Genomic DNA, 25,646 nt, shown 5'->3' on the forward strand with positions numbered 1-25,646 from the left:
GCCCATGCTGCTCACCTCCGTCCGCACCGCGCCGACGTTCGTCGACGTGCTCACCGAACGCGCCGCCGGGTCGTCGCGGGTGGCACTGAGGTTCGACGACGGAACGGGGCAGTCCGCGCTGACCTACCCGCAGCTGCACGACAGGGCGCGGTCGGTCGCCGCGCTGCTCGCGCAGCGGTGCGCGCCCGGCGACCGGGTGCTGCTGCAGCTGCCGCCCGGCCTCGACTACGTGGTGGCGTTCCTCGGGTGCCTCTACGCGGGCGTGATCGCCGTTCCGCTGTACCCGTCGGGCACCGGGCGGCACGGGGCACGGCACCGCGCGCTGGTGGCCGACGCGGCGCCGGCGGCCGTCATCGCCCGCGGCGAGGTGTCCGATGTGGACGTTCCGGTGCTGTCGGTCGACGGGGACCTGCCCGCGCCCGGCGAGTGGCGGCGGCCGGAGATCACGCCGGACACCGTGGCGTTCCTGCAGTACACGTCCGGCTCGACGGCGACCCCGCGCGGTGTCGTCGTGAGCCACCGCAACCTGCTCGCGAACTCGGTGCAGATCGGCGAGCGGTTCGGCGCGGACGAGGACACGCGCGCGGTCAGCTGGTTGCCGCCCTACCACGACATGGGCCTCATCGGCGGCATCCTGCAGCCGATCCACGCGGGCGCCACCGCCACGTTGTTCGCGCCGGTGTCGTTCATCAGCAACCCGCTGCGGTGGCTGCGTTTGATCTCCGAGCAGCGCGCGACCGTCAGCGGTGGCCCGAACTTCGCCTACGACCTGTGCGCCGACCGCCTCACCGACGCCGACCTCGCGGGCCTCGACCTGTCGAGCTGGGAGATCGCGTTCAACGGCGCCGAACCGGTCCGTGCGGCCACCCTCGACAGGTTCGCCGAGCGGATGGCGCCCTACGGGTTCCGCCGCGAGGCGTTCCTGCCGTGCTACGGGCTGGCCGAGGCGACGCTGATGGTCTCCGGCCACCGCGCCGCGCCGGTCACCGCGTTCGCGAGCTCCTCGCTCGCCCCCGGCGACCAGGTCGTGCCGGACGAGGCCGGGCGGAAGATCGTGTCGTGCGGCCCGGCGGTCGACGACGTCACGACGGTCGTGGTCGACGCCGGGACCGGCACCCCGTGCCAGGACGGCACCGTGGGCGAGATCTGGGTGACGGGCGAGAACGTCGCGTCCGGCTACTGGGGACGCACGGACGACGACGTTTTCGGCGCCGCGCTGCCCGGCGACGACCGGGCCTGGCTGCGCACCGGTGACCTCGGGTTCCTGTACGACGGCGAGCTGCACGTCACCGGCCGTGCGAAGGACCTGATCGTGGTGCGCGGCCGCAACCACTACCCGCAGGACCTGGAGCGCTGCGCCCTCGACTCGCACACGGCGCTGCGCCGGGGTGCGGCGGCGTTCGGGCTCGGCGAGCGCGAGGAGGTGTGCCTCGTGCTGGAGTCCGCGACGGCGCACCGGGCGGAGGAGAACGCGGAGGTCGTCGCGGCCGTGTGCACGGCGATGGCCCGCGAGCACGGGGTCACGCCGGCGACGGTCCTGTTCGTGCGGCCCGGCAAGATCCCCACGACCAGCAGCGGCAAGGTGCAGCGGGCGCGCACGCGGGAGCTGTTCGCCGACGGCTCCCTGCAGCCCGTGCACCGCTGGGACGCGGCCGGTGCGGGCGACCTGGCCGCGGTCAGCGAGGAGGACCGGGACCCGACGGCGCGGGAGGTCGTGCTGCGGCTCGCGGCGGCCCGGCTCGGGCACCCGGTCGACCCGGCGGTGCCGCTGGTCGCCCAGGGGCTCGACTCGCTGAGCGCCACCGAACTGTCCGCCGCGATCACCGGCGCGCTCGGCGTGCGGGTCGAGCTTCGAGCGTTGCTCGACGGCGCCACGGTCGACTCGCTGCCGCTGGACACCGCCGCCGGGCGAACGGGTGCGGGCCCGGTCGCCGCGGCCGGTCCGCAGCCGGTGACCGCCAACCAGAGGGCGTTGTGGCTGCTCGAACAGCTCAACCCCGGCACGGCGACCCAGCACGTCTACGCGGCCATCCGGTTCGAGTCCGATGTGGACTCCGAAGCGCTGCGCCGCGCGTTCCAGGCGTTGCTCGACCGGCACCCGGCGCTGCGCACCGCCGTGCGCGGCAACGGCGAACCGCTGCAGGAGGTGCTGGCGCACCAGGAGGTCGCGTTCACCGTCGAGGACGCCTCGGCGCTCGATGAGGAGGCGTTCGCCGCGCGGCTGGAGCGCGAGACGACCGAGGAGTTCGCGCTCGCGGAGGGCCGCGTGCTGCGCGCCGTGCTGTTCCGCCGCCCCGGTGGGGACGTGCTCGCGTTCGTCGTGCACCACATCGCCGTGGACATGTGGTCCATCGCGGTGCTCGCCGAGGAGCTCGGCACGCTGTACTCCGGCGCCCCGTTGCCGCCCGCCCCCGCCGCTGGCCCGGTCGAGGTGGCTCGCAGGCAACGCGACCTGCTCGCGTCCCCGCGCGGTGCCGAGTTGCGTGCGCACTGGCGGTCCGCGCTCGAAGGCGTCGAACCCGTCCTGGAGCTGCCCGCCGACCGGCCGCGACCCGCCACCCGCGGGCATCGGGGCCACTCGATCACCACGCGCCTGGACCGCGAGCTGACCACCGCGTTGCGCGGGCTGGCCGCCGAGCACGACACGACGCTGTTCGTGGTGCTGCTCAGCGTCTTCCAGGCGCTCGTGCACCGCTACACCGGGGAGCACGACTTCCTGGTGGGCGTCCCCGCCGCGGGCCGCACCGATCCCGACTTCCACCGGGTCGTCGGCTACTTCGTGAACCCGGTGCCGGTGCGCGCCCGCATCGACGGCACGCGATCGGTGGCCGAGCACGTGCGCTCCACCGGTCAGGCCGTCGGCGCCGCACTGGCGCACCAGGACATGCCGTTCCCGCAGCTGGTCGAGGAGCTCGAGCTCGCCCGGGAGGCGTCCCGCGCGCCGGGCTTCCAGGTGATGTTCAGCCAGGCCCGCTCGCACCTGCCCGACTCCACGCTCGGCGTGCTCACCAGCGGCCGTCCCGGTGTGCCGGTGCGGCTCGGTGGGCTGCGCGGCGAGTCCGTCGCGCTGACCCGTCACACCGCCGAGGTCGACCTGACCATGGTGGTCGCCGAGGACGCCGACGAGGTCGAGGTGGTGCTGAACTACAGCACCGACCTGTTCGACCACGCCACGATCGCGCGGTTCGGCGACAACTACGCGCTGCTGGCGGCCGAGGTGGCCCGCGACGCGGCACGCCCGCTCGGCGAGCTCGCGCCCGTCAGCGAACACGAACTGCGGATGATCGCGCGGTGGAACGCCACGGCGACCGACTACCCGCGCACGAAGTCCGTGGTGGACCTGTTCGCCGAGCAGGTGGCGGCCCGCCCGGACGCACCGGCCCTCACCTACGGCGCGCTGTCCTACAGCTACCGCGAGCTGGACCAGGTCTCCACGGCGCTGGCCCGCCGGTTGCGCGAGCTGGGTGTGGACGCCGGGACGACGGTCGGGCTGTGCGTCGACCGCGACCCCGCGGTGGTCGTCGCGATGCTCGCCGTCGCCAAGGCCGGTGGCGCCTACGTGCCTCTCGACCCGGCCCACCCGCCGCACCGGCTGCGCCAGATCGTCGCCGAGTCGGCGCCCGCGCTGCTGCTCACGACCGGGGCGGCCATCGTGGACACCGATCTGCCGGTCGTCGAGGTGCGGGACTTCCTCACCCCGCCCGCCACCGAGCAGACCGCCGACTGGGACGGTCCGGTCGCCGGCGGCCTGCTGTACGTGATGTACACGTCCGGGTCGTCCGGCACGCCCAAGGGCATCTGCATCGCGCACCGCAACGTCGTGCGGCTCGTGCGGGACACGAACTACATGACCATCGAGCCAGGTGACCGGGTCGCACAGATCTCCAACGCGGCGTTCGACGCGGCGACGCTGGAGGTGTGGGGCGCGCTGCTCAACGGCGGTCACCTCGTCGGGTTCGACAAGGACACCGTGCTGTCACCGCCCGCGCTCGCCGAGGCGCTGCGGTCGGGCGGCATCCACACGGTGGTCTTCGCGACACCGCTGTTCACCCAGGTCGCGGCCTACGACGCCGGCACGTTCGCCGCGGCGAAGCAGTTGCTGGTCGGCGGAGACACGATGGACCCCAAGATCGCCCGGGCGGTGTCGGAGCTGGGTGGCCCGCTGCTGTCCAACGGCTACGGCCCGACCGAGTCCGCCACGTTCGCGACCGTCCAGGCCCTGCCCGAGGTCGGTCAGGACGTGGCACGGCTGCCGATCGGCGGGCCGATCTCCAACACGCAGGTGCACGTCCTCGACCCGCTCATGCGGCCGGTGCCGATCGGTGTGCCGGGCGAGCTGCACATCGGCGGTGACGGTCTCGGCCACGGCTACCTCGGCCGCGCCGGCCTGACCGCGGGCAGGTTCGTGCCCGACCCGTTCAGCGGGGTGCCGGGCAGCCGCCTGTACGCGACCGGCGACAAGGCGCGCTGGCTGCCGGACGGGTCGGTGGACTTCCTGGGCCGGCTCGACTTCCAGGTGAAGATCCGCGGGTTCCGCATCGAACTGGGCGACGTCGAGGCGGCGCTGGTCGAGCACCCCGGTGTCGTGGAGGCCGTGGTCGTGGTCGACGACTCCGTCGGCGAGAAGCGCCTGGCCGCCTACTACGCGGGCGCGCCGGACCCCGCGGAGCTGTCGGCGCACCTCGCGGCCCGGCTGCCGGAGTACATGGTGCCCGCGGTGCTGCTGCGGTTGCCCGAGCTGCCGAAGAACCCGAACCGCAAGCTGGACCGGGCGGCGCTGCCGCGTCCGTCCGAGGCGGTCGCGGCACCGGTCTCCGGGAACACGTCGGCGGAGATCTGCGCGTTGTTCGCGGAACTGCTGGGGCGGCCGGAGGTGCGGCCGGACGACAACTTCTTCGAGATCGGCGGCCACTCCCTCGTCGCCATCAAGCTCCTGACCCGCATCCGCGACACCTACGGCGTCGAACTCCCCCTCAACGAACTGTTCACCGACCCCACCGCCCGCGCGGTGGCGGACTGCGTCGACCAGGCCAAGGCACCGGTTGCCGCCGCTGACACGACGACGGAGATCTGCGCGCTGTTCGCCGAGCTGCTGGGGCGGCCGGAGGTGCTGCCCGACGACAACTTCTTCGAGATCGGCGGCCACTCCCTCGTCGCCATCAAACTGCTGACCCGCATCCGCGACACCTACGGCGTCGAACTCCCCCTCAACGAACTGTTCACCGACCCCACCGCCCGCGCGGTGGCGGACTGCGTCGACCAGGCCGGGGCACCGGCCGCACCGACTGCCCCGGCCGGACCGGCCGCCGTCTCGCGCGCGGCGTACGCACGCCCCGCGCCCCGCTGACCCGCCACGGATCGGATCCAACGAATGACCCAGGACCAGGTCTACGTCATGCCCGCGTCGCCGGCGCAGGTCGGGTTGTGGCTGCTCGCCCAGCTCGACCCGGCGTCGACGGCATACCACGTGCCGGCGGCGGTGCGGTTGAGCGGGCCGGTGGACGCGGGCGTGCTCGCGCGGGCGTTCGACGCGCTCGTGGCGCGGCACGAGATCCTGCGGACGACGTTCACGACCGAGGACGACGAGGTCTGCCAGGTCGTGCACCCGCGCGCGCTGGCGGGCCTGGAGGTCGTCGACCTCCGCGACGACCCCTCGTCCTGCCGGGAGGCCTGTGCGGAGCAGGCGGCCCGGCCGTTCGACCTGGCGGCGGGACCGCTGGTGCTGCCCCGGCTGTACCGGCTCGGCGACGACGACCACGTGCTCTCGCTGCTGATGCACCACATCGTCACCGACGGCTGGTCCTCCGGGGTCATGGTCCGCGAGCTGGCCGCGCTCTACACCGCGCAGCGCTACGGCCTGGGCGACCCGTTGCCCGCCGTCGGTCTGCAGTACGCGGACTTCGCGCTGTGGCACCGGGACCTGCTCGCGAGCGGGACGGGTGAGAAGCAGTTGGACCACTGGCGGCGCGAGCTCGCCGGTGACGACGTCGTGCTGAGCCTGCCGACCGATCGCCCGAGGCCCGCCGACCCGACGTTCGCGGCGGACCGGGTGGACGCGGTGCTCGACCCGGCCGCGCTGCGGACGGCCGCGGCGAGGCACGGTGCCACGCTGTTCATGGCGGTGCACGCGGCGTTCGCCTCGGTGCTCGCGCACAGCTCCGGCCGCCGCGAGGTCCGGCTCGGCGTGCCCAGCGCCTACCGCGAGCACCCCGGCACGCAGGACGTGCTCGGGTTCTTCGCGAACACGCTCGTGGTGCGCACCGAGTGGGACCGCGACCGCACGTTCGCCGACCTGCTGACCCAGGTCCGCGACCGCACCACCACCGCGCTGGCCAACGGCGACGTCCCGTACGGCGAACTGGCGAGGGCCCTGGGCGGCCCGTTGGTACAGGCGATGATCGCCATGGACAACGCCCCGGACACCTTCACCCTCTCCCCCGGCCTGACCGCGTCGCGGTTCGAGGTCCCGCAGGCCACGGCGAAGTACGAGCTGACGCTGTTCGTCCGGGAGACCGGCGACGCGCTGGAGCTGCGGCTCGAGTACAGCACCGAGCTGTTCGACCGGTCTACCGCGCGGACCCTGCTGGACCGCGTCCTCGCGGTGTGCGCGGCGGACACCGCGAGCACCCTGGGCGAGATCCACGCGGTGACCGGGGCCGAGCGCGCCCTGCTCGACTCGTGGTCGACAGGCCCCGACGCCGTGCCGGGTGCGCTGGCGTATGAGATGTTCGCCGAGCACGCGGCGGCACGTCCGGACGACGTGGCGGTGGTCGACGGACCCCGCGTGCTCACCTACGGCGCGCTCGCGGCCGAGGCGGAACGGATCAGCGCCGTGCTCCCCCGCGGCGGGCTGGTCGGTGTGTCGCTGCCCCGGTCCGCGGACCTGGTGGCGGCGCTGCTCGCGGTGTGGCGCAACGGGTGCGCGTACCTGCCGCTCGACCCGGGCCTGCCGCCGGCGCGACGTGAGGCGATCGTGGAGGACGCGCGGCCCGCGGTGGTGCTGGGGCCGGACGAGGTGGCGGTCGTGGCGAACGCGCGGCCCGCCCTCGTGCCGGGGCCGGACGACGTGGGGAATGCACAGCCCGCCCTCGCGCCGGGACCGGACGAAGCGGCGAACGCGGCGCGCACGCAGCCTGCCCTCGCGCTCGGGCAGGACGAGGTGACGAACGTGGCGAACGCACGACCCGCCCTCGCGCCGGGGCCGGACGAGACGACGAACGCGACGGACACGCAGCCCGCGCTGGCGCTGGGGCCGGACAAAACGACAAACGCGGCGGACACGCAGCCCGCCCTCGTGCCGGGACCGGATGAGGCAGCGAACGCGACCGGCACCGGTGAGCCCGTCGCCGTCCAGGGCTCCGACCTGGCCTACGTGCTCTACACCTCGGGATCGACCGGTCGTCCCAAGGGCGTGGCCGTCACCCACGCCAACCTGGCCAACTACCTCCGGTTCGCCGCCACCGAGTACACAGTGGACGGACCGCCGGTCGCACCGCTGCACACCACCGTCGGCTTCGACCTCACGGTCACGAGCCTCTGGGTACCGCTCACCACCGGTGGTTCGGTGCACGTCGTGGGCGAGGAGGACCCGCTCGACGGACTCGCCGCCCTGCTCGGCACCGGCGCGGCGACCCTGGTGAAGCTCACGCCCGCGCACCTCGACGCGCTGTGCGATCTGCTGCCCGAAGGCGTGCTCGCGCGGTCGCGCGCCTGTTTCGTCGTCGGCGGTGAGGCGCTGTCCACGGCGCTGGTGCGCCGGTTCCTGGCGATCGCGCCGCACGTCAGGGTGGTCAACGAGTACGGGCCCACCGAGGCGACCGTCGGCTGCTGCGTCGACGGCGACGTGGCCGGCATCGGCGAGCGGCCCACCATGCCGATCGGCGTCCCGATCAACGGGACGACGCTGCGCGTGCTGGACGACCGTCTCCAGCCGGTGCCCGTGGGCGTGCCCGGTGAGCTGTGCATCAGCGGTGCCGGCGTCGCCGAGGGCTACCTCGGGCAGCCCGAGCTGACGGCGCGGTCCTTCGTGACCGACCCCGGCACGGGTGCGCGGACCTACCGCACCGGTGACCTCGTGCGGTACCTGCCCGACGGGCGGCTGGAGTACCTGGGCCGGGCCGACGAGCAGGTCAAGATCCGCGGCCACCGGGTGGAGCCCGCCGAGGTCGAGGCCGCGTTGCGCGCGCTGCCCGGTGTCCGCGGCGCCGTGGTCGTGGCGCGGGAGCACGCCGCGGGCAAGGTGCTCGTGGGGTACGTGGTGACCGGTGCGGACCTGCGGGAGCTGACCGCGGCGCTCACCACCGCGTTGCCGGCCCACATGGTGCCGTTGCTCGTGGCCGTGGACGAGATCCCGTTGACCCCCAACGGGAAGGTCGACCGGGCGGCCCTGCCGGCACCGGCGGCCGAGCACCGTCCGCACGTCCCTCCCCGTGCGGGCACCGAGACCGCGGTCGCCGAGATCTGGCGGGAGGTGCTCGACGTCGAGGTGGTCGGTCGTGACGACGACTTCTTCGCGCTGGGCGGGCATTCGCTCGCCGCCGGCCGGGTGGTGGCGCGGTTGCGCGATCGGTGCGGCGTCACGTTGCCGATGCGCGCGCTGTTCGAGGCGACGACGCCGGCGCTGCTCGCGGCCGTCGTGGACCGCGAGTCCGCCGACACCGCCGAGGCCGAAGTGGACGGACCGGCCGACCGGTTGTCGTTCGCCCAGCGCCGGTTGTGGTTCCTCGACCGGCTGGAGCCCGGCAGCCCGCTCTACAACGTGCCCGCCGCCTTCGTCCTGCGCGGCGAGCTGGACGTCGAGGCGTTGCGCACCGCGGCCAACGGCCTCGTCCGGCGGCACGAGGCGCTGCGCACGGCGTTCCCGACGGCGCCGGACGGCACCGCCCGCGTCGTCGTCACCGATCTCGACGCGCTCGACCTGCCCGTCGTCGACGTCGCCCCGGAGGAGGTCGAGCAGCGCGCGCTGGCCCAGGCCGCCACGCCGTTCGACCTCGCCGAGGCACCGCTGGTGCGGCTTGAACTGCTGCGCACCGGCCGGGACCACGTCCTGCTGGTGACGATGCACCACATCATCTCCGACGGCTGGTCGGTCGGCGTGCTGCTGCGCGATCTCGCCGAGCTGTACCGGGCCGCGTCGGCGCACGAGACGCCGGACCTGCCGGAGCTCACCACCACCTACGGCGACCACGCCCGCAGCCAGCACCGGCGGATGGACCGCGGCGACCTCGACGACCAGCTCGGCTACTGGGCCGACCGGCTGCGCGGACCGCTGCCGGTGCTCGACCTGCCCTCCGACCGGCCGCGCGGGACCGGCCCGCGGCCCGGCCGGGAGCTGCTGCGCACCTGGGACGCCGACCTCTCCGACCGGCTCGACGCGTTCTCCCGCGAGGCGGGCGCCACGCCGTTCATCACCGCGCTCGCGGCGTTCTACGCGTTCCTGCACCGCCACACCGGCCAGCAGGACCTCGTGGTGGGCACGCCCGTCGCGGGCCGCACCCGCGCGAGCACCGAGGACCTGGTCGGCTGCTTCATCAACATGCTGCCGCTGCGCGCCGAGATCGACCCCTCGTGGTCGTTCGCCGAGCTGGTCGCCGTGGTGCGCCGGCACGCGCTCGACGCGTTCGACCACCAGGACGTGCCGTTCGAGCGGCTCGTCGAGCAGGCGGGCCGCGACCAGAGCCGCACGCCGCTGTTCGGGGTGCTGTTCGGGCTGCAGAACACACCGCTGCCCAGCGGGGGCCTGGCGGGGCTGGAGATCGAGGAGCTGCCGGTGCACTCCGGCACCGCCCGGTTCGACCTCACCCTCCTGCTGGAGCCCCGCGCGACCGGGCTGCGGCTGAGGATGGAGTACGACGCGGGCCTGTTCGACCGCGTGACGGCGACCAGGTTCGCCGAACGGTACGAGACGGTGCTGCGGGGCGCGCTCGCCGCACCGGGCACGACGATCACCGACCTGCCGGTCCTCGGTGCGAGTGAGCAGGAGCTGCTGCACGGCGTTCCCGGCACCGCCGTCGTGCCGTTCCCGACGGACCGGGCCTTCGCGGAGCTGTTCGCCGAGCAGGCGCGGCGCACGCCGGACGCGGTCGCGGTGACCGACGCCGGCGGCTCCCTCACCTACGCCGAGCTGCTGACCGCCGCCTCCCGGTTCGCCGCCGGGGCACGGGAACGCGGTGTGCGGCAGGGCGAGCCGGTGGCGTTGCTGCTCGACCGCGGCACCGGTTTCCTCACGGCCGTCATCGGCCTGTTCCTGATCGGCGCGGCCTACGTGCCGCTGGACCCGCGCTACCCCGCCGCCCGGCTGAGGCGGATCCTCACCGGCAGCCGGGCCCGGCTGCTGCTGCACCACGACGCGACCGCCACCGTGCTCGCGGAGCTGGCGCCGGAGCTGCCGCACGCGGACCTGGCCGAGGTCGACGGCGAGCCGCTGCCGCGCGAGCGGTGGTCGTGCCACCCGGACGACCTCGCGTACGTGATCTTCACGTCCGGCTCGACCGGTGTGCCCAAGGGCGCGATGGTCGAGCAGAAGGGCATGGTCAACCACCTGTGGGCCAAGGTCCACGACCTCGGTTTCACCGCCGCCGACACGCTCGTGCAGAACGCCTCCGTGTGCTTCGACATCTCGGTGTGGCAGTTCCTCACGCCGTTGGTGGTGGGCGGCCGGGTCGTCGTGGTGGACGACGACGAGGCCCGTGACCCCGCACTGCTGTGGGGCGCTGCCCGCGCGCACGCCGCGACCGTGCTGGAAACGGTGCCGTCGCTGCTGCGCGCTGCGCTCGACCTGCCGCGGCTGCCCGAGGTCGCGGGGCTGCGCTGGCTCGTGGTGACCGGTGAGGCGCTGCCGCCCGCGCTGGTGCGGGACTGGCTCGACCGCCACCCCGGCGTGCCGATCGTGAACGCCTACGGCCCGACCGAGTGCTCCGACGACATCACGCACGCCGTGCTGACCAGCGCACCCGAGGTGGTGCCGATCGGCACGCCGGTGCCGAACATGCGGCTGCACGTGCTCGACGCGGCGCTGCGGCCGGTGCCCGCCGGGGTGCCCGGCGAGTTGTACGCGGGTGGGATCGGCGTGGGCCGCGGTTACCTCGGCGACGCGGCGCTCACGGCGGGGCGGTTCCTGCCCGACCCGTTCTCGGACGGGCCGGGAGCACGGCTCTACCGCACCGGCGACCTGGTCCGGTTGCGGCGCGACGGCATGCTCGAGTTCCTCGGCCGGATCGACCACCAGGTCAAGATCCGCGGTCACCGCGTGGAGCTCGGTGAGATCGAGTCGGTGCTGACCAGGCACGACGGCGTTCGCGAGTGCGTGGTGACCGCCGTGGCCGACGCACGGGGCGACACCGTGCTCGTCGCCTATGTCACCGGCACGGGCACTCCCTCCGAGCTGCGCGCACACGTCGCCGCGGTGGTCGGAACCCAGCTCGCGCCGGCGCAGGTCGTCGTGCTGGAGTCGTTCCCGCTCAACGCCAACGGCAAGATCGACCGGGCCGCGCTGCCCGCACCGGAGTGGGGCGCGGCACCGGAGCGGGTGCGGGTCGAGCCGCGCGACGACCTCGAACGCGCCGTCGTCCGGGCGTGGGCCGACGTGCTCGGCGTCGCGGACGTCGGCGTCACCGACGACTTCTTCGACCTCGGCGGCCACTCCCTGGTCGCCGTGCGGGTGCAGGCCCGGTTGCGCGAGGCCCTGGGCAGGGACGTGCCGCTGCGGATGATCTTCGACGCGCCGGTGGCCGAGGACTTCGCCGCCCTGCTGCGCGCCGCGCCGGACGTGACCGCGGACCCGCTGCCCGCCACCCCGGCCGGCGGCCGGGAACCGCTCTCGCCCGCGCAGGCACGGCTCTGGTACTTCGAGCAGCGGGTGGCCGGCACCCACGTGCTGAACATGGCGGCCGCGTACCGGATCTCCGGCCCGCTCGACCCCGCACGGCTGGAACGGGCGATCAACGCGGTCGTCGCGACCCACGACGTGCTCCGCACCGGTTACGGCGACGAGGACGGCGTGCCGTACTCGCGGGTGTTCCCGCCGCGCCCGGTCGAGGTCGCGGTGCACGACGTCACCGAGGCCGACCTGCCCCGGCTCGCCGAGCAGTCCTCGGCGCACGTCTTCGACCTGGCCACCGGCCCCGTGCTGCACGCGACCCTCGCCCGGCTCGGCGCCGGGGACTGGGTGCTGTTCGCGACGGTCCACCACCTGGCCGCCGACGGCGGTTCGGTGCAGATCCTGATCTCGGACGTCTTCGCCCACTACTCCGGGCGACCGCCGCTCCCGCCGTCCGCGCGCTACGCGGACTGGGCGCGGTGGCAGCAGAGCACCGCGGACGACGAACGACACCTCGCGCACTGGCGCACCGCACTGGCCGACCTGCCCACTGCCGTCAGCCTGCCACCCGACCGCCCGCGCGCCGCCGCGCAGACGTACGAGGGCGCGCTGGTCGCGGCCACGGTCCCGGCGCCTCTCGCGACCGGCCTGCGCTCGTTCGCCCGCGAGCACGACGCGACGCTGTTCATGGTGCTGCTGGCCGGTTTCCAGGCGGTGCTGGCCCGGCTCTCCGGCAGCACCGACGTGGTCGTCGGCAGCCCGGTCGACGGCCGCACCCACCCCGCGGTCGAGCACACGGTCGGCTGCTTCATCAACACCCTGCCGCTGCGCGCCACCGTCTCCCCCGACGGCGACTTCACCGACCTGGTCGGCGCCGTGCGCGGCACGGTGCTCGACGCCTTCACCCACCAGGACCTGCCGTTCGAGCGGATCGTCGCCGAACTGCCCGGCCGCGACCACTCGCTCAGCCCGGTCTTCCAGGTGCTGTTCAACATGCTCGACCCGAACGACCCGCTGGCCGCGCTGCCCGGCGACCTCGCGGTGCGGCCCCACGGCGAGCACCTGCTGTCGCTCGGCGCGAAGTTCGACGTCAGCCTGTACGTGCGGGACCGGGGAGAGCAGGGCATCGCGCTGACGGCGGTCTACAACACGGCGTTGTACGACGAGGTCCGGATCGCGGACCTGCTCGACCGGCTCACCGCGCTGCTGGCCGAGGCGGTGGCAGCGCCGTCCGCGCCGCTGGGTGCTCTGGCCGCCCGCACGCCCCTCGACGCGGCGCTCCCCGCCCTCGCCTCCTCGCCGATCGCGGAGTGGAACGGCGGACTGCTGGACCGGCTCGACCACTGGGCCGCGCACACGCCGGACGCCGTGGCGGTCGACGACGGGACGCGCCGCCTGACCTACCGCGACCTGCGTGCCGCCGTCGAAGGCACCGCCGCCGCACTGCTCGCGCACGGCGTGGAACCCGGCGATGTCGTCGCGGTGCACGGGGAGCGGCACGCGCTGCTGCCCGCGGCCGTGCTCGGGGTGCTGCACGCGGGTGCGGCGTTCCTCGTGCTCGACCCGGACCATCCTGAGGCCGAACGCCGTCGCCGGTTCGCGGCAGCGGGGTGCCGGGTGGTGCTCGTCCCGGAAGGATCCGGCGCGGTGGCCGGCACTGTCACCGCGCGGACCACGGGCTCGGCGCCGCGGGTCCCCCGCGACCCGGACGCGGTCGCCTACCTGGTGCACACCTCCGGCACGAGCGGTGAACCCAAAGCGGTGGCCACGGGTGAACGCCCGCTGGCACACTTCCTGGAGTGGCACACGTCCCGGCACGGGTTCGGTGCCGGAGACCGGTTCGCGGCGCTGTCCGGGCCGAGCCACGACCCGTTCCTGCGCGACCTGTTCACCCCGCTGTGGTGCGGCGGTCAACTGCGCGTCCCGCTTGGCGCGGTGGTGCGCGATCCGGACGGCCTGGCCGCGTGGCTCGCCGGCGACGAGGTCACCGCCGTGCACCTCACGCCGTCGCTGGCGCGGTTGCTGGCCGGTGCGGCAGCGCGGTCGCTGCCCGCGTTGCGGTGGGCGTTCTTCGGCGGTGAGGTGCTGACCGGCCAGGTCTGCGCGGAGCTGGCCGAGCGGGCGCCCGGTGTGCGGTGCGTGAACTTCTACGGCACGACGGAGACGCCGCAGGCCGTCGCGGCCCAGGACGTCGACATCGCCGCCGACCCCGGCGCGACCGTCCCGATCGGTCGCGGCGTGAACGGCGCGGAGGTGCTGGTGCGCGTGGGTGAGCGGCGGGCGGGGGTGGGCGAGATCGGCGAGATCGTCGTGCGCACGCCGTACCTCGCGCTCGGCTATCCCGGCGATCCCGGGCTCACCGCGGAGAGGTTCGGCGACGGCGAGTACCGCACCGGTGACCTCGGCCGGTACCGGCCCGACGGCACCGTGGTGCCCGAGGGGCGTGCCGACCGGCAGCTGAAGGTGCGCGGGCACCGGATTGAACCGGGTGAGGTGGAGTCGAGGCTGCTGCGGCATCGCGATGTCACGGCCGCGCACGTGCTCGCCGACGGCGACGTGCTCGTCGCGCACCTGACCGGTGAGGAGCGGGAACTGCTCGACTGGTGCCGCGCCGAACTGCCCGAGCACCTCGTGCCCGGCCGGGTCGAGTGGTGGGACCGGTTCCCGCTCACCGCCAACGGGAAGCTCGACGCCGCCGCGCTCGCCGGACGGCGGGTCCACGCGGCACCGGTCGCCGCGCGCACGGACGCCGAGCACGCGGTGCTGGCGATCTGGCGCGACGTGCTGCCCGGTCGCGAGTTCGGCGTGGAGGACGAGTTCTTCGCGGTCGGCGGGCACTCGCTGGCCGCGGCGCAGGTGCTCGCCCGCATCCGGCGCGACTTCGAGGTCACCGTCGACTTCGCCGACTTCTACGACGCCACCACGGTCGCGGCCATCGCCGTCCTGGTCGAGGAACGGCTGATGGCCGAGCTCGACGGTCTCAGCGACGACGAGGTGCTGGCGATGCTCGACGAGGAAGACGACATCCGATGAGCGACACCCCGAACGCCACGCCAGCCGCTTCCGGCCCCACCCCGGCCGCCATGTCCAGCCCCACCGCCAACTCCACCCCGGCCGCCGCCTCCAGCGCCGCCGAGGCCCGCCGCCGCCTGCTCGCGAAGCGGTTGCGCGGCAACGCGAAGCAGCGGTCCGAGGGCCCGCGCGTCGGCCGTGGCGCGCTGTTGCCCGTGCAGGAACGCCTGTGGGTGCACCAGCAGGTCGAGCCGGGTAGCACCGCGTTCAGCATCTGCGAGGCCGTCCGCGTCGACGGCCCGCTCGACGTCGCCGCCCTGCGGGACGCGGCCGTCGAGGTCTCCGAACGGCACGAGACGTTGCGCACGACGTTCCACGCCGAGGACGGTGTGGCGCACACGCTGACGCACGAGTCGTTGCCGCCCGAGGTGACCGTCCTCGACTCCACTGTGGACGCGGCGGTGACGCGCGCGGTCACCAGGCCGTTCGACCTCACCACCGGGCCGCTGATGCGCCTCGACGTCGTGCCGGACGGCCAGGCGCACGTGCTGGTGCTCTCGACGCACCACATCATCGCCGACGGCTGGTCGATGTCGCTGCTGATCACCGAGCTGACCGCGGCCTACCTGCGGCGCACCGGCGCCCCGATCCCGTCCCCGGAACCGTTGCGCGCCCACTGGAGCAACGTGGTCCGCGCGCACCAGGCAAAGTCCACTGTGGACGAACAGCTCGCGTACTGGCGGGCCGAGCTGCACACGCTGCCCGACCGTCCCGCCGACGAGTCGGCCGAGGGCGGCACCGTGCCGGTGGCGTTGAGTCCGGCGTCGACGGAAGCGCTGCAGGCCGCGTGCGCCGCGCACGGTGTCACCCCGTACATGGTGCTGCTGGCCGCGTTCGCCGTGGTGGTGGCGCGGCGGACGGGTACCGCACGGCCGGTCGTCGGCATGCCGGTCGCGGGCAGGCAGGCACCGGAGTACGAGGCGCTCATCGGGTACTTCGCCAACACGCTGCCGATCTCCGTCCCGGTCGCGGAGACCGGTGCCGGGCTGTGGGCGGCGTGCCGGACCGCCGTGCTGGGCGCGCTCGACCACCAGGACGTGTCGCTGTCGGAGATCGCCGGGGCGGTCGGCGGGCACAACCGCCCGTTGTTCCAGGCGCTGTTCGCCCTGCAGAACTACCCGTACGAGCCGATCACGTCCGACGGTCTTACCGTCACGCCGATCCCGTTGCCCAAGACCGAGGCCAAGCTCGACCTGAGCCTCTACCTGTACGAGCGCGACGGCGCGCTGCAGGGGTACCTGGAGCACCGGCTGGCCCGCTGGAGCACAGCCCAGGCGACGGCGATCGCCGAGGACGTGGTGCGCACGCTCACCGCGATGCTCGCCGATCCGGCGGCGGTGCTCGACCACGACCTGCCCGCCGCGGAGCAGCGCCGGTTGCTCGACGCGGGCGCCGGTCCCGTGCGCGAGCGCCCTGTCACCACTGTGCACGGCCTGGTCGAGGCGAGCGCGGCCCGCGCGCCCGACGCCATTGCCCTGGTCGACGCGGACGGCACCGAGCTCTCCTACGCCACCCTCGACCGCCGCGCCAACCAGCTCGCGCACCGCCTGATCGCGTCGGGACTGCGGCGGGGCGAGCGCGTCGCGGTCGTCCTGCCGCACGGCGCACCGCTGGTCGTCACGCTGCTGGCGGTGCTCAAGGCGGGTGGCGCCTTCGTGCCGGTCGACCCCGCCTACCCGGCCGACCGGGTCGCGACGATGACCCGCGTCGCCGGCAGCGTCCTCACGATCGACGGCGAGCTGCCCGCCGATGACCAGCCGGCGCACGCCCCGGCCGTCGAGGTGCACCCCGACGACCTCGCCTACGTGGTGTTCACGTCCGGCTCGACCGGCGTGCCCAAGGGCATCGCCGTGACGCACCGCGGCGTCGTCAACCACAACCTCGCGACCGTCGAGGTCTTCGGGCTGACTGCGGCCGACCGCGTGCTGCACGTGTCCTCCCCCGGTTTCGACGCCACGATCGAGGAGATCTTCCCCGCCCTGGCCTGCGGCGCGACCGTCGTCGCCCGCACCCAGGACGCGATCGACTCGTTCACCGGCTTCGACCGGTTCGTGGCGCGCCACCGGATCACGGTGCTGCCGCTCCCCACGGCCTACTGGGAGGGCTGGTACGAGGAGCTGCGCGCCGCCGGAACGGGCCCGGCGCGGTCGGTGCGGATGGTGACGCTGTCCGGCCAGCGGGTCAACGCCGTGCTGGTGCGGCAATGGGAGTGCGGCGCGGCCACCGGGCACGTGGCGCTGGTCAACACCTACGGGCCGACCGAGGCCACCGTCACGACGACGACGTTCACCGTGGCCCCCGATGCCGCGGCGGCCCCGCGGCAGGGCGAGATCCCGATCGGCTCACCGTGGCCGAACTACCGCACCTACGTCGTGGACGACCGCTTCCGCCTGGTCCCCGACGGCGCGACCGGCGAGTTGTGCGTCGGCGGTGTCGGGGTGAGCCTCGGCTACCTCGGAGCGCCCGCCGCCACCGCGGACCGGTTCGTGCCCGACCCGTTCGCACCGGAACCCGGCGCCCGCATGTACCGCACCGGCGACTACGTGACGCGCAGGCCGGACGGGACGCTGGCGTTCGTCGGGCGGATCGACGGCCAGGTCAAGGTGCGCGGCAACAGGGTCGAGACCGGTGAGGTCGAGGCGGTGCTGGCCGCCCACCCGGCGGTCAGCCAGTGCGTCGTCGTCGCCTACCCCGTCGGCGCGGGCGACCACCGGCTCGGCGCGCACGTCGTGCTGCGCGAGGACGTCACCGGCGACCAGCTGGCCGCGCACGTCGCGGGCCGGTTGCCCGCGTACATGGTGCCCGGTGGTTTCGCCGTGCACGACACCTTGCCGCTGACCCCGCACGGCAAGGTCGACCGCAGGGCGCTGCCAGAACCCGATGTGTCCACTTCGGACAGCGAACCCCCGGCCGGTCCCACCGAGACCGCGCTCGCCGCGCTGTGGCGGGAGGTGCTCGGCGACCAGCCCATCGGCCGTGGCGACGACTTCTTCGGCCGCGGCGGCACCTCGCTCAGCGCCACCGCGCTCGCGTCCCGGATCGAACGCGACCTGAGCAGGGCGCTGCCGTTGCGCGAGCTGTTCGCCAACCCGGTGCTCGCGGCGATGGCCCGCGCGGTCGACGCCGCCGCCGTGTCGACGCTCGCGCCGATCAACCCGGTGCCCGACACCGATCTCCCGGCCTCGCCCGCCCAGCGCCGGGTCTACCTCATCCAGGAGTCGGCGCGGGAGGCCACGAGCTACAACATGCCGATGGCGCTGCGCGTCACCGAGCCGGTCGACCCGGCGAACGTGCGCGACGCACTGCAACGGCTGGTGGACCGGCACGAGTCGCTGCGCACGACCTTCCACCTCGTCGACGGCGAGGTGCGGCAACGGGTCCGGCCGCACGCCGAAGCCGAGTTCACCACGTCTGTCGTGGACGGCGACCCCGACCTGCGCGAGCAGGTCCGGCCGTTCGACCTCGCCCGTGACACCCTGCTGCGGGCGCAGTGGTTCACCACGCCCACGAGCGGCGTCCTGTTCCTGGACGTGCACCACATCGCGGCGGACGGCGCGTCGGTGCAGGTGCTGGTCGAGGAGTTCCTGGCGCTGCTCGGCGGCGCCCAGCTGCCCGCGACCGGCGTGCGGTACCGGGACTTCGCGCACTGGCAACGGCTCGCGGCGCCCGCCAGGACCCCGGCCCTGCGCGAGCACTGGGCCGCGCGGGTCGAGAACCTGCCCGCGCTGACGTTCCCCTACGACCACGACCGCCCCGCCGCCCGCACGTTCGCGGGCTTCACGAGCACCTTCACCGTCGACCCCGCGACCACCGCGGCTCTGTCGGCGTTGGCGCGCGACGAGGGCGCCACGCTCAACATCGCACTGCTGGCGGCGTACGCGGCCGCTCTGTCGCGGTACGCGGGTCAGCAGGAGGTCGTCATCGGCTCGCTGGTGGCGGGCCGCACGCACCCCGACGTCGACCGGGTGGTCGGCATGTTCGCGAACTTCCTGCCGCTGCGCGTGTCCCTCACGCCCGGCGACACGTTCCGGACGCTGCTCGACCGCACCCGCGACCACGCGCTGGCCGACTACGACCACCAGGACCTGCCGTTCGAGGAGATCGTCGCGCTCGCGGGGCGGCAGCACGGGCACAACCCGCTGTTCGACACCATGCTGATCTTCCAGGAGGACCGCGGCCGCGTCGCCGCCACCGACGGGTACGAGGCGCTGCCGGTGGAGCACGGCACGAGCAAGCTCGACCTGAAGCTCGACGTGTTCCCCGAACCCGGCGGCAGCCTCACCGTGCAGGCGGAGGCGAACGCGGCGCTGCTCGAACCGGACACCGTGCGGCGGTTCGTCGAGCACCTCCTCGAGCTCTGCGCCGAGGTCTCGGCCCAGCCCGACGCGCCGCTCGCGTCACTCGCACCGCTCTCCCCCGCCGACCAGGCCAGGATCGACGCGGCCCGGCGACTGGACCTGCTGGTGGTCTCGTCGTTCACCGCGGACCCGATCGGCGCGCCCTACCTGTGGTGGTGCGAGCAGTTCGGCCACCGCGGCCAGGTCCGGTTCGGCGCGTTCGGGCAGGTGTTCCAGGAGCTGCTCGACCCCGCGAGCGGCTGGCACACCCACCCCGGGCCCGCGCTGCTGCTGGTGCGGTTCGAGGACTGGCCCGCCGAGGAGCGCTCCTACACCGAGCTGCTCGCGGCGCTGCGGTCCACCACGGCGGGTCCCCGGCTGGTGGCGGTGCTGCCGTCCGAACTGGAGATCTCCCGGCGCTGGCGCCGCGACCTCGCCGGCCTGCCGGTGACCGTGATCGACCTCGGCGCCGCGCTCGACCGGTCCGGCGTCGCGGAGTGGGACGACCCCGAGGCCTTCGCGCTGGGCGCGGTCCCCTACACCGAGGAGTTCTTCGCGGTGGCGGGCACCGAGGTCGCCCGGCGGGTGCTGGGCGCCGTGCGCGCACCGTTCAAGGTCATCGCCGTGGACGCCGACGACACGCTCTGGCGTGGCGTGGTCGGCGAGGACGGGCCGCAGGGCGTCGTGGTGGACGAACCGGCGCGGGCGCTGCAGGAACTGCTGCTGCGCAAGCGATCCGACGGCATGGTCCTCGTGCTGCTGAGCAAGAACGCCGAGCAGGACGTGCGGGACGTGTTCGCGCAGAACACCGGCATGGTGTTGCGCGAAGAGCACTTCACCGCGATCCGGGCCGACTGGCGGCCCAAGCACGAGAACCTCGCCGAGGTCGTGGCGCAGCTGGGGATCGGCCTCGACAGCGTCGTGTTCCTCGACGACAGCGCCGCCGAGTGCGCCGCGATGGTGGCCGCGCTGCCGCAGGTGCTCACGTTCCGGGTGCCCGCCGATGCCCGATTCCTCGACCACGTCTGGGCGTTCGACAGCCACCAGGTCACCGACGAGGACCGGCAGCGCGCCGAGCGGTACCGGGCCGAGCTGCGCCGCCGGGACGACCTGGAGGCGGCCCCGTCGCTGACCGGCTTCCTGGCCGGACTCGGCCTGCGGGCGTCGTTCACCGCGGCCACGCCCGGCGAGCTGGACCGCGTCGCCCAGCTCACCCAGCGCACCAACCAGTTCAACCTCAGCGGCCTGCGGCTCACGCGGTCCGAAGTGGACGGACGCCGCGCGCACGTGCTGCGGGTGAGCGACCGGTTCGGCGACCACGGCCTGACCGGCGTCGTGCTCAGCACCGTCGCGGACGGCGCGCTGCACCTCGACAACGTCCTGCTGAGCTGCCGGGTCCTGGGCCGCACCGTCGAGGAGGCGGTCCTCGCGGGCGTCGCGGAGCTGTGCCGCGAGCACGGCCTCGACCGCGTCACCGCCGACCACACCGCGACCGAGCGCAACCAGCCCGCCAGGGCGTTCCTGGACGACTACGGCTGGCGTCCTGCAGGCGGGACGCGCTGGGAGATCCCGGTCTCCGCGTTGCCGCGGCGGCCCCGGTACGTCGAGCTGAGCTTCACGGCGCCGCGGACCGTCCGGTTCGGACTGGACCACGTCGGCGTGGCGGTGCGCTCGCTGGCCGAGGCCCGTGCCGCGCTGACCGGTGCCGGTTTCCACGAGACCGCAGCGGCGCACGACCCGCTCCAGCGGTCGTCGCTCGCGATGTTCGAACGGGCGGGCAGCCCGCGCGTCGAACTGGTGGCACCCGACGGTGAGGACTCGCCGACCGCGGGACTGCTGGATCGTGCCGGGGAACGGCCCTACCACCTGTGTTACCGCGTCGACTCGATCAACGAGGCGGTGGAGTCGCTGCGGGCGGCGGGGATCGCCCTCGACGCGGTCGCGGACGCCGTGCCCGCCGTGCTGTTCGGCGGACGGCTGGTCCAGTTCTTCTCCGTGGCCGGCGTCGGGCTGGTCGAGCTCGTCGAGGGCCCGGCGGCGGAGTACGGCTCCGCCGTCGTGCACCGGATCGGCGACGCGGCGGCCGAACGGTTCTTCACCGCCGTCGGCCACAGCACCGCCGAACTCGTGCGCGGGCCCGGTGACCCCGGTCCGCTGGGACTGCGCGGCGACGTACCCGCGTTCCTCGCGGCCCCACCGGCTCCCCAGCGCACCACCACCGCACCGCGTGACCTCCCCCGGTGGCAGGACGACCAGCCGGACGTCGACCGGCTCGTGCACCGCGCCCACCACGTGCCGCTGCGCCACGTCGTGCCGGTGGACCTGATCACCGCCTACCGGCGCGCCGCGGCGACGGCCGGGTCCGGCGAGCCGTACGTCGCGCCCCGCACCGGCACCGAGACAGGCGTCACGGCGGCGTTCGAGCAGGTGCTCGGCGTGGACCAAGTCGGCGTGCACGACAGCTTCTTCGCGCTCGGCGGCAACTCGCTGCAGGCCGTGACGCTGCTGGCGCACCTGAACCGGGCCTTGGGCACCGACCTGAGGTTGCAGCAGCTGTTCGAGCAGCCGACCCCGGCGGGTCTCGCCACCGCTCCGGCGGAGCAGGGTGACGCGCTCGTCCTGCCGGTGGCGCCGGAGGGCCGCGTCGTCCCGGCGACCGCCGCGCAGCGCAGGTTCTTCGTGCTGCAGCGGATCGACCCCGGCGGCACCCAGTACAACCTGCCGCACCTGATGGAGCTCACCGGCGAGCTGGACGTCGAACGGGTCCGCGCCGCGTTCCGCGCGCTCGTCGCACGGCACGAGGCACTGCGCACCTCGTTCCGGCTCGACGGCGCGGAACTCGTCCAGGTCGTCCACGACGACGTGCGCGCCGACCTGGCCGAGGTGGCGGAGGACCTGGCACCGCAGGAGATCTTCGCGCGGTTCGTCCGGCCCTTCGACCTCGAGGACGCACCGCTGGCACGCATGGTCCTCGTGCGCTCACCACGGCGCTCGCACCTGCTCGTGGACATCCACCACGCCGTCGCCGACGGCACGTCCATCGGACTGCTGGTCGGCGAGTTCGCGCGGCTGTACGCGGGCGAGGTACTGCCGCCGGTGCGGCAGTACCGGGACTGGGCCGCGCTGGAGCGGTCCGAGCAGTACGCGCGCAGGCTCGCCGACTCGCAGGACCACTGGCTGAGCCGGTTCGCCGAACTGCCCCAGCCGCTCGACCTGCCCGCCGACCACCCGCGTCCGCCCGTGCAGAGCGCCGAGGGCGACAGCGTCCGCTTCACCGTGCCCGCCGACGTCGCCGCCGGGTTGCGGCGGGCGGGCCAGGCCGCGGACACCACGTTGTTCGCCACGATGCTGGCGGGCCTGTACGTGACGCTGTGGCGGCACAGCGGGCAGACCGACCTCGTCGTCGGCAGCCCGTTCGCGGGCCGCACGGTCCCCGGTACCGAGACGATCACCGGTCCGTTCCTCAACACCCTGCCGCTGCGGGCGTTCGTCGAGCCGGGCGCCACGGTCGCCGACCTGCTCGGCCAGGTCCGCACGACGGTCGCGGAGTCGTTGCGGCACCAGGACTACCCGTTCGACGACCTGGTCGAACGGCTCGGTGTCGTGCGCGACCCGAGCCGCAACCCGCTCTACGACGTGATGTTCGCCTTCCAGAACATGGACCTCGCCGACGCGGACCTGCCCGGAGTGTCGGTGCGGCAGCCCGACGTCGAGACCGGGCGGTCGCTGTTCGACCTGGAGCTGAGGGCCCGGCCCGAGGGCGACGTGGTCGAGTGCCGCCTGGACTTCGCCGTGCGGCTGTTTCGCCGCGAGACCGCCGAAGCGTTCGTCCGCCGGTTTCTCACCGTGCTCACAGGTCTCGCCACGCCCGGCCAGGCGCTCGCCGATCTCGACGTGCTCGGGCCGGACGAACGGGCCGCGCTCGTCGCCGGTCTCGGTTCCCGCGAGGCCGACCTGCCCGCGGGCGCCACCGTGCTGTCGCGGATCGAGGAGGTCGCGGCGGCCGATCCCGGCCGGACCGCGGTCGTGGCGGACGGCACGTCGCTGAGCTACGGCGAACTGGTCGCGGGCGCCGCGGCGGTCGCGGGCCTGCTCGCCGGTCTGCGGCGGGAACAGGTCGTGGGCGTGCTGGCGCGGCGCGGACCGGCCATGATCACCGCGATGCTCGGCGTGTGGCGGGCGGGCGGCGCGTTCGTGCTGCTCGACCCCGGTCAGCCGGACGAACGGCAACTGGGCATGCTCACCGACGCCGGGTGCGAGGTGGTCCTGGCCCAGCCGGGGCTGCTCAGCGACACGCTCGCCACCCGGTTCGACGGGCGCGTCGTGCCGCTCGACCTGACCGGCCCGCCCGGCGACCGGGCCCCGCTGACCCAGGACGACCTCGCGTACGTCCTGTTCACCTCCGGCTCCACCGGCCGTCCCAAGGGCGCGATGGTCGAGCAGCGCGGCATGCTCAACCACATGCTCGCCAAGGTCGAGGACCTCGGCCTGGACGCGGGCACCGCGCTCGTCCAGAACGCGGGCCCGAGCTTCGACATCGTCGTGTGGCAGTGCCTGGGCGCGCTCGTCGCGGGTGGCCGCACGGTCGTCGTGAGCGACGACGCGATGACCGACCCCCGCGTGCTGCTGCGCGAGACGTCCGAGGCGACCGTGCTCGAGGTCGTGCCGTCGATGCTGGAGGTCATGCTCGACCTGCTCGAACGCGAACCCCGGCGGCTGCCGCACCTGCGCACGCTGGTGTCCACCGGTGAGGCCCTGCCGCGCCCGCTCGCCGCGCGCTGGCTGGCCGCGCACCCCGGCGTCGCGCTGGTCAACGCCTACGGCCCCACGGAGGCCTCGGACGACATCACGCACCTCACCGTCGACCCGCGCCTCGGTGACGGCACCGTGCCGCTGGGCCACCCGATCCGCAACGCGCGCATCTACGTGGTGGACCGGGCCATCCCGCTCGGTCCGGCCGCACTCGTGCCGACCGGGGTGAAAGGCGAGATCTGCGTGGCCGGCCCGTGCGTCGGACGCGGGTACGTCAACGACCCCGAGCGCACGGCGGCGGCGTTCGCCGACGACCCGTTCGAGGGCGGCCGGCTCTACCGCACCGGTGACCTGGGGCGGTGGCTGCCCGACGGCGCGCTGGAGTTCCTGGGCCGCGCGGACTCCCAGGTGAAGCTGCGCGGGCACCGCGTGGAACTGGGCGAGGTCGAGGCGGCGCTGGGCGAGGACCCGAGCGTCACCGCCGCCGTCGTGCGGGTGCAGCGGGCGGCGGGCAGGCCCGAACGGCTCGTCGCCTACGTGGTCGCCGAGCCCGCGCACGCGTTCGACGAGCGGGACGTGCTCGACCGGGTGGCGAAGTCGGTGCCGGGCTACATGGTGCCGGACGTGGTGCTGCGGCTCGACCGGCTTCCGCTGACCCGCAACGGGAAGGTCGACCGCAAGGCGCTCCCCGAGCCCGAGTGGACGACCGCGCGGGCGGAGACCCCGTTGTCCTCGGACACCGAACGGCTAGTGGCGGAGATCTTCGCCGAGGTGCTCGGTGCCGAGGTGCGGGACGCCGCGGCGGACTTCTTCGAGCTGGGCGGCCATTCGCTGCGCGTGGTCGCGCTGCTCGTGCTGCTGCAGGCGCGGACCGGCATCGAACTTCCGGTCGCGGACGTGTTCGCCGACCCGACGGTGCGCGGGATCGCCCAGCGGGTCGACCAGGTGCGCGCGTCGGGCGTGTCGGCGGTGCGGGTGCACCACCTGCTCGGCCGGCCGGGCGACCCACCGGTGTTCCTGTTCCCGCCGATCGCCGGCTGGGGCACCGTCTACCTGGGACTCTCCGAGTCGCTGCCCGGCCACGCCGTGCACGCGTTCGACTTCGTCGAGGACGAGCACCGGGTCGCCCACTACGCCGACCTCGTCGAACGGCACGCGAACGGCCCGCTCGTGCTCGGCGGGTACTCGGCGGGCGGCAACCTCGCGTTCGAGGTGGCCCGGGAGCTCGAGAGCCGCGGCCACGACGTCGGCCGGGTCGTGCTGTTCGACTCGATGCCGTGCACGGACTCGGACTCCGAGCAGACGGCCGTGCTCGCCGACCGCATCCGCGCGGACATGGCGGAAGGGCTCGCGCTGCTCGACCCGGTGCTGCAACGGGTGTTGTCCGACCCGCACCTGCAGGAACGGGCCGCCACCAAGCGCGCCCGGTACACCGAGTACTGGAACTCGCTGGCGCACAGGGGAAGCGTCACCGCGCCGATCACGCTGGTGCGGGCCGAGCAGTCCGCGCTGGACGACGAGGCGCTGGCGGGCTGGCGGCGGTTGACGCCGGAGCTCACCGTCGTCGCGGGCTCCGGCCGGCACGCCGAGATGATGACGGGCGACCCGGTCGTGCCGAACGCCCTTCTGCTGGGCGAGGTCCTGGGCTGAGAGCGGTGGCCGGGACC

The 25,646-nt window shown here is 74.1% G+C and carries 3 protein-coding genes; all 3 read left to right on the forward strand.

Annotated features, from left to right (window positions below; genetic code table 11):
- Nucleotides 1-4 precede the first annotated feature (4 nt).
- From IE307_RS19555 to IE307_RS19565, 3 genes are read left to right on the forward strand one after another with little or no spacing between them, the layout of a single operon-like run.
- Nucleotides 5-5,347, forward strand: a complete 5,343-nt coding sequence (locus IE307_RS19555; protein WP_191299465.1) for a non-ribosomal peptide synthetase — start codon at nucleotides 5-7, stop codon at nucleotides 5,345-5,347.
- 24 nt (nucleotides 5,348-5,371) lie between these two features.
- On the forward strand, nucleotides 5,372-14,851 hold the full coding sequence (locus IE307_RS19560) for a non-ribosomal peptide synthetase (RefSeq protein ID WP_191299468.1): 9,480 nt from the start codon (nucleotides 5,372-5,374) through the stop codon (nucleotides 14,849-14,851).
- Entirely contained in the window at nucleotides 14,848-25,629 is a 10,782-nt protein-coding gene (locus IE307_RS19565; protein ID WP_191299470.1) for a non-ribosomal peptide synthetase, read from the forward strand. The genes IE307_RS19560 and IE307_RS19565 overlap by 4 nt, the downstream gene beginning before the upstream one ends.
- Nucleotides 25,630-25,646 lie beyond the last annotated feature (17 nt).

Source organism: Lentzea cavernae, from assembly GCF_014653695.1.
Classification (GTDB): Bacteria; Actinomycetota; Actinomycetes; order Mycobacteriales; family Pseudonocardiaceae; genus Lentzea; species Lentzea cavernae.

Coding starts and splice junctions, on each gene's coding strand:
- IE307_RS19565 (WP_191299470.1), top strand. CDS start 14,848: ATGAGCGACACCCCGAACGCCACGCCAGCCGCTTCCGGCCCCACCCCG.
- IE307_RS19555 (WP_191299465.1), top strand. CDS start 5: ATGCTGCTCACCTCCGTCCGCACCGCGCCGACGTTCGTCGACGTGCTC.
- IE307_RS19560 (WP_191299468.1), top strand. CDS start 5,372: ATGACCCAGGACCAGGTCTACGTCATGCCCGCGTCGCCGGCGCAGGTC.